This window comes from Mesorhizobium sp. M5C.F.Ca.IN.020.29.1.1 (assembly GCF_003997375.1).
Classification (GTDB): Bacteria; Pseudomonadota; Alphaproteobacteria; order Rhizobiales; family Rhizobiaceae; genus Mesorhizobium; species Mesorhizobium wenxiniae.
The window spans coordinates 1-6,797 of sequence record NZ_RZSW01000339.1; the positions used below are offsets into that span (position 1 = coordinate 1).

At 63.6% G+C, this 6,797-nt stretch carries 7 protein-coding genes; 3 read left to right on the forward strand and 4 right to left on the reverse strand.

The window, feature by feature from the left end:
* Positions 1 to 98 precede the first annotated feature (98 nt).
* From EOA85_RS23310 to EOA85_RS23320, 3 genes are read left to right on the forward strand one after another with little or no spacing between them, the layout of a single operon-like run.
* The gene (locus tag EOA85_RS23310; RefSeq protein WP_127211339.1) at positions 99 to 1,589 is read left to right on the forward strand and encodes an ABC transporter ATP-binding protein; all 1,491 of its coding nucleotides are present in this window, start codon (positions 99 to 101) and stop codon (positions 1,587 to 1,589) included.
* Positions 1,589 to 2,644 carry an ABC transporter permease gene (locus EOA85_RS23315; protein WP_127211334.1) on the forward strand — a complete coding sequence of 352 codons (1,056 nt, stop codon included), beginning with the start codon at positions 1,589 to 1,591 and terminating at the stop codon, positions 2,642 to 2,644. Before EOA85_RS23310 ends, EOA85_RS23315 begins: the two co-directional genes overlap by 1 nt.
* Positions 2,641 to 3,585 carry an ABC transporter permease gene (locus tag EOA85_RS23320; RefSeq protein ID WP_127211335.1) on the forward strand — a complete coding sequence of 315 codons (945 nt, stop codon included), beginning with the start codon at positions 2,641 to 2,643 and terminating at the stop codon, positions 3,583 to 3,585. Before EOA85_RS23315 ends, EOA85_RS23320 begins: the two co-directional genes overlap by 4 nt.
* 20 nt (positions 3,586 to 3,605) lie before the next feature.
* Here the strand turns inward: EOA85_RS23320 and EOA85_RS23325 are convergent, their stop codons facing one another.
* The 4 genes from EOA85_RS23325 to EOA85_RS23340 form a co-directional block, all read right to left on the reverse strand.
* On the reverse strand, positions 3,606 to 3,926 hold the full coding sequence (locus EOA85_RS23325) for a hypothetical protein (protein WP_127211336.1): 321 nt from the start codon (positions 3,924 to 3,926) through the stop codon (positions 3,606 to 3,608).
* Between the two features lie 4 nt (positions 3,927 to 3,930).
* Positions 3,931 to 4,239 (reverse strand): YggT family protein, encoded by a 309-nt coding sequence (locus EOA85_RS23330; RefSeq protein WP_127211337.1) that lies wholly within the window; start codon positions 4,237 to 4,239, stop codon positions 3,931 to 3,933.
* A 108-nt stretch (positions 4,240 to 4,347) separates the two neighbouring features.
* Positions 4,348 to 6,213: a sodium:solute symporter family protein gene (locus EOA85_RS23335; RefSeq protein WP_127211338.1), complete on the reverse strand. Its 1,866-nt coding sequence runs from the start codon at positions 6,211 to 6,213 to the stop codon at positions 4,348 to 4,350.
* A gap of 15 nt (positions 6,214 to 6,228) precedes the next feature.
* Positions 6,229 to 6,483, reverse strand: a complete 255-nt coding sequence (locus EOA85_RS23340) for a DUF4212 domain-containing protein (RefSeq protein ID WP_065010248.1) — start codon at positions 6,481 to 6,483, stop codon at positions 6,229 to 6,231.
* Between the last annotated feature and the right edge of the window lie 314 nt (positions 6,484 to 6,797).

The following is a 6,797-nucleotide window of genomic DNA, read 5'->3' on the forward strand; positions in this document are numbered from 1 at the left end:
CTACGATCGTAAGCCGACCCTCCCCACAAGGGGAGGGTGAAGAGTCGCGCCATCTCCCACCAGGAGCACCCTTGTCAACATCTGCCCCACTCATCGAAATGCGCGGCATCTCCAAGAGCTTCGGCGCCGTCAAGGCAAACGAAGCCGTCGATCTCAGCGTCGCGCCGGGTGAGATTCTCGGGCTGCTGGGTGAAAACGGCGCCGGCAAGACGACGCTGATGAACGTGCTGTTCGGCGCCTATGCGCCCGACGCCGGCGAGATCCTGGTTCAGGGCCGGCCGGTGACGATCAACAGCTCGGCCGACGCGCTTGCCGCCGGCATCGGCATGGTGCACCAGCACTTTCATCTCGCACCGCGGCTTTCGGTGCTGGAAAACCTGCTGATCGGCATCCCCGGAAAGTCGGGCCGGATCGACCGCGCCGGCGGGCTGGCGCGGCTCAACGAGATCGGCCGGCAGCATGGACTCACGCTCGATCCGGACCTTCCCGTCTCGGTGCTGTCGATCGGCGAGCAGCAGCGGCTCGAAATCGTCAAGGCGTTGTTTCGCGGTGCAAGGCTGCTGATTCTAGACGAGCCGACGGCGGTGCTGGCGCCGACAGAGGTCGACGGGCTGTTTTCGGCGCTGCGCTCGATGGCGGCCCAGGGCCTCGGCATCATCTTCATCTCGCATAAGCTCAACGAGGTTAGGGCGCTCACCCATCGCTGCGTGGTGCTGCGGCATGGCCGCGTGACCGGGCGCGTCGATACCCCCGCAAGCACGACATCCTCGGACATGGCGAGGCTGATGTGCGGCCACGAAATCGTTCCGCCGGCCAGGGGACCATCGACGACAGGTGCCCCGGTGCTGACCCTCGACGGCATCTCGACGTCGCGGCATTCCGGCATGGCGCTGCGCGACGTGTCGCTCTTCGTGCGTGCCGGCGAGATCCTCGGCATTGCCGGTGTCGCGGGCAATGGCCAGCGGGCGCTTGCCGAGGTGATCTCCGGCGTTCGCGCGCCCGATGCCGGCCGGATGACGATAGCCGGCAAAATGGTCTCGCGGTTCTCGCCGCGCGAGGTGCAGGCGCTCGGTCTCGGACGCATCCCGGAAGACCGGATGACGACCGGTCTGGTCACCAATTTGCCGCTGGCGGATTCGATGGTGCTGCCGCGCATCGGCACGGGGGCGTTCAGCCGCAACGGCCTGCTCAGGCCGGATGCGATCCGCGCCTTCGCCGAAGCGCAGATCAAGGCCTATGACATACGCTGCCCCGGACCGATGACGCGGGCCGGAGCGCTGTCCGGTGGCAATCTGCAAAAGGCGCTGCTGGCGCGCGAGCTCGCCTTCGACCCCAAGGTGCTGATCGTGTCGCAGCCGACGCGAGGTCTCGACATCGGTGCGGCGCGCTTCATCCACGAAAAGTTCCTCGACATGCGTGGCAGGGGCTGCGGCATCATCGTCCTCGGCGAAGATCTCGAAGAGCTGCTCATGCTCTGCGACCGCATCGCGGTGATGTATGAGGGACGGATCGTCGGCACGCTCGACAGCGCCGACGCCACCATTGCGCGGCTCGGCCTGATGATGACCGGGGCGGAGGGGACAGCCTGATGTTTCGCCTCGAAGCCCGCACCAGCACGCCCGGCTGGTTCAATCTCGCTCTGCCACTGCTGGCGATCGGAGCAACGCTGGTGCTGTGCAGCGGCCTCATCGCGTTGGCCGGTGCCGGCGTCATCGAAGCCTATGGTGTGATGTTCTCGGCGTCGCTGGGCGACAGCTACGCCATCACCGAAACGCTGGTGCGCGCGACCCCGATGATCTTTACCGGGCTGGCCGTCGCCGTCGCCTTCCGTGCCCAATTCTGGAACATCGGCGCCGAGGGGCAGTTGCTGGCCGGTGCGGTGGCGAGCTGCGCGGTCGGCGCCATCCCGATGCCGGGGCCGCTCGCCATGCTTCTCATGGCGGCGGCAGGCGCTGCCGCCGGTGCCGCAGTCGCCTTGGTGCCGGCGACGCTCCGCGTCAAATTTAGTGTTGATGACGTGGTCAGCTCACTGCTGCTCAACTCGGTCATCTTCTACGCCCTGATGGCGCTGATCGAGGGCCCGTGGAAAGATACGTTCAGCGGCTACCCGATCTCGCCCCCGATCGAGGATTCCGCGAATTTCCCGGTGCTGCTCGAAGGGACGCGGCTGCATCTCGGCGTTGTGGCAGCGTTCCTTGCTGCGCCGGTCATCTGGTTCCTGATCGCGCGCACGACGCTCGGCTTCAGGATCAGGGTCATCGGCGAAAATCCAGAAGCTGCGCGCTATGGCGGCATCCATGTCGAGCGCGTGCTGATCTCGACGGCGCTGCTGTCCGGCGCGCTGGCCGGGCTTGCCGGCGTCGGCGAGGTCGGCGGCGTGCATTTCCAGGTGATGAGCGACATCTCGCCGGGCTATGGCTATTCCGGCATCGTCGTCGCCATGCTGGCGAGGCTCAACCCGCTCGGCGTGGTGCCGGCGGCGCTCTTCCTCGCCGCCGTCATGACCGGCGCTGAGGCGATGTCGCGAGCCACCGGCGTTCCGGCCTTTCTCAGCGATGTCATCCAGGGAACCGCGCTGCTCGCCATGCTGGTGGCGCTGCTGTTCACCGCCTACCGCATCCGCCGCGTGGGGACAGCAAAATGAGCGTCGTGCTCGAACAGATTTTTCAGGTCGGCTTCCTGGCCGCCATCATCCGGATTGCCACGCCGCTGGCTTTCGCAACATTGGGCGAGATGTTCTCCGAGCGCGCCGGCGTGCTCAATCTAGGGATCGAAGGCATCATGCTGTTGTCGGCGATGACCGGCTTCACCGCGACCGGCCTCAGCGGCAGCCTGTGGCTCGGCGTGCTTGCGGCAGTTGTCACCGGTGCGCTGATGGGTGCCGTGCATGCGCTGTTCACGGTGGCGCTCGGCCTCAGCCAGCATGTTTGCGGCATCGGCGTGACGCTGTTCTCGTCGGGCCTCGCCTATTTCCTTTACCGGCTGATCTTCGGCCAGCAATCGGTGCCGCCCAGCATCAAGAGTTTCGAGACGCTGCCGATCCCTGTTCTCTCCGACATCCCGGTGCTCGGACCGGCGGTGTTCAACCAGTTTTCGCTGGTCTACATGGCGATGGCAGCCGTTCCCCTGGCCGCCTTCGTGCTCTACCGGACGCCGTGGGGCCTGTCCGTGCGCATGGTCGGTGAAAATCCGCGCGCCGCCGATTCGGCCGGCGTCGGCGTTATCGCCACGCGCTTCCAGGCGGTGATCCTCGGCGGCGCCCTGATGGGGCTGGCCGGGGCTTTCCTGTCGATGGTGCAGTTCAACGCTTTCACCTTCGGCCTTGTCTCCGGACGTGGCTGGGTGGCGATCGCGCTGGTCGTCTTCGGTCGCTGGGACCCCTGGCGTTCGGCAGGGGCCGCCCTGCTATTCGCCTTCGTCGATGCCTTGCAACTGCGCATGCAGGCGAGCGGGCTCGGCCACATCCCCTATGAGGCGTTCCTGATGCTGCCCTTCATCTTCACCATCGTCGCCATGGCGGTGATGTCGCGCAATGCCGTCGCGCCTTCGGCGCTGCTCAAGCCGTTCCGCCGGGAAGAACGCTGACAGGCTGGGGCGGGAAATTCTCAGCCGCCGCGTAGCGCCCGCATCACATTCGGCAGCGCCGGCAGCGTCAACAAAACCGTGCCGGCAAGCCAGATAGACGAGACGACGATGCTCCTGGGGTGCGCCGACCAGCGCTCATAGAGCGCGGCCGGGACGCCGGCGAGCATGATGGTCATCGTCGACAGGATCAGCGCACTTGCCATGTAAACGATCTGGCTCAAGGGAGGCGCCCAGCCCGGATACCAGACCGGATAGAACAGGAACACCAACAGCACCCACGGCGAAAAGATACCGTTGACGATGGCGACCGCCATGACCGGCACAAGAGCGTTTCTGTCCATTGCCTCAACCCCCTTGTGAAGCCATCGGCGCAATGCCGAAATTGATCAGAAAAACGAGATAGCCGACGCGCAAGGCCATAAGCCAGAGCACGCTGAAGACGATCACCACCGGCTGGGTCAGGATCGACGGCGTGATGGTCCGCACGATCCGCAGGACCGGGTCCGTGACGGACTTGAAGAAGCGCCAGATGTAGTTGTCCCAGCTTTCGGGCACGAAGAGGCCGAGCAGGAGACGCCCCATCAGCGTGTACATCACCGCGGCGAGGATGAAATTCGGTATGTGGAAATACCAATAGGACCAGAAATCGTGCATGGGCGATTTTCCAAGCGGCGGCGGCGCCGCGTTATGCCAGCGACGTCCCCGAAATGAAAGCGGGGTCCGTCACCGGACCCCGCCTCTTGCGCCGATCGCTATGCGCAATCAGGCAATCTTTTCTTCCATCATCTGCTTGCCGCGAGGGACACGGATTTCCTCGATGAAATCCTGCATATCCCGTGACGGCGCCCTGGTGAGAAGGCTGACGATGATCATCACGGCGAAGCCCACCGGCAGTCCGAAAGTCGCCGACGAGATGTTTTTCACCCCCCACCACAATTCCATGTTCGGCGTCGCCTTGTCGAAATCGGCGCCGTACTGGGTCATCACCAGATAGAAGAGGGTGATGCCGAAGCCTGCGATCATGCCGGCGACAGCGCCGGTCGAATTGGCCCGCTTCCACCAGACGCCGAGCACCAGCGCCGGGAAGAGCCCGCCGGCGGCCAGAGAGAACGCCCACGACACCATCGACAGGATGTCCGACGGCTTGGTTGACGCGACGTAGGCGGCCAGCACCGCGACCATAACCAGCAAGATGCGGGACACGATCAGACGCCGCGACGTAGGCGCATTCTGGTCGATCATCTTGTAGTAGATGTCGTGGCTGAGCGCGTTGGCGATGGCCAGCAGCAGGCCGTCCGCAGTCGACAGCGCGGCGGCAAGGCCGCCGGCGGCGACGAGGCCCGAGATGACGTAAGGCATGCCGGCCATTTCCGGCGTGGCCAGCACGATCATGTCGGCGTTGAGGTTGATGTCGGCAAACGAAAGTGCCGTGACGCCCTTTTCGGCGCAGGCCGCGACGATCGCCGCGCTGTCTGTCGCCGCCTTACCGCAGATCTGCACGAGCGTATTGTCGGCAGCGGCCCAGCGCATCATCCATCCGGCTTTCTCGGCGATGTTTTCAGGCGTCAGGCCCGACGCCACCAGGTCGAGCATCGTCCACTTGGCGAACGCCGCATAGGCGGGCGCGGTGAAGTAGAGGATGAAGATGAACAGCAGCGACCAGGCGACCGAGACGCGCGCTTCACGCACCGACGGGGTAGTGAAGTATCGCATCAGGACGTGCGGCAATGACGCCGTTCCGACCATCAGGCAGAGGATGAGCAGGAAGAAGTTCTTTGCATCGTAGCCGCCATGCACGAATGGCGTGATGTGATGCACCGTGATGCCCTGCGCCGTCTCAAGCGCGGTGATGTTCGCCAGCGCCTGGCCCTGCATCAATTGTGGGATCGGCACGCCGGTTTTCACCGTCGACATCCAGATGACAGGGATGAGATAGGCGATGATCAGCACGATGTACTGGGCGACCTGCGTCCAGGTTACGGCGCGCATGCCGCCCAGCATGGAGCACACCAGGATGCCGGCGAGGCCGACATAGACTGCGACGTTGAAGTCGATGCCAAGGAAGCGAGCCGAGATCAGCCCGGTGCCGAAAATCTGCGCAACCACATAGGTAAACGAGCAGGAGAACAGAACGATCACGCCGATGAAGCGGGCGAGATTGCCGCCATAGCGCGCCGACAGGAAGTCGGGGACCGTGTAGGCGCCGAACTTGCGCAGATAGGGCGCAACGAGGATGGCCACGAGCACGTAGCCGCCAGTCCAGCCGAGCACGAAGCCGAGGCCGTCATAGCCGAGCAGGTAGAGCGAGCCGGCCATGCCGATGAAGGAAGCCGCCGACATCCAGTCGGCGCCGGTCGCCATGCCGTTGTAGAGCGCCGGTACGCGACGCCCGGCGACGTAATATTCGCCGACATGCATGGTGCGGCTCAGGATGCCGATCACCGCGTAGATGACGATGGTAAAGCCCATGAACAGGTAGCCGATTACAACGTTCTCGACACCCATGGCGCTCAAGATGGCCATCAGGATGATGAAGGCTATGAAGCCGCCGGTGTAGATGCCGTAGATGCGGCCAAGATTGGAGGTGAAGTCGCCTCCGCTTGCGGTGGTAGATGTCGTGTTAGCCATTGACGTTCCCCCCGATCAATCTTCATTGACATGATGCTCTTCGTCGATCGCGTTCTGGCGCCGTGCGAACCAGAACAGCATGACGACGAAGGCGATAAGCGAACCCTGGGCGGCCATGTAGAAGCCGAGCGGAAAACCAAAAATGACGATGGTGTTGAGTTGCTCCACGAACATGTGGATGACGTAACCGAAGAACACCCACAGGCCCAGCATGACGAACATGAGGCTCTTGGTCTTGTTCCAATAACTTACGCGGTCTGGTGTCGCCATAGCGTTGAACCTCCCTTGGTTGGCAGCTTGCGAACCGTCTCGACCGCAAGGCGCCGTTTAAAGCTTGCCTCTTCCGCTAAGGCGGAAGCCCTCCGGCATGTGTAGCGGTCAGGTATAGAATCAGTGACCGTAACTTTATAGGAGTAACACTTCTTGCCGCTTCTGTTCATACGACTTTAGAATCGGTGAGAGGACTGGAGAACCGGTGAGAGGACTTGAATCGGTAAGAGGGCTGGCGGTGCGGCGTCGCGGAGGCTAAACGGTCAACATCGGTTGGAAACAAAACCGAAGGGAGAGCGTCATGGGCCTGCTGA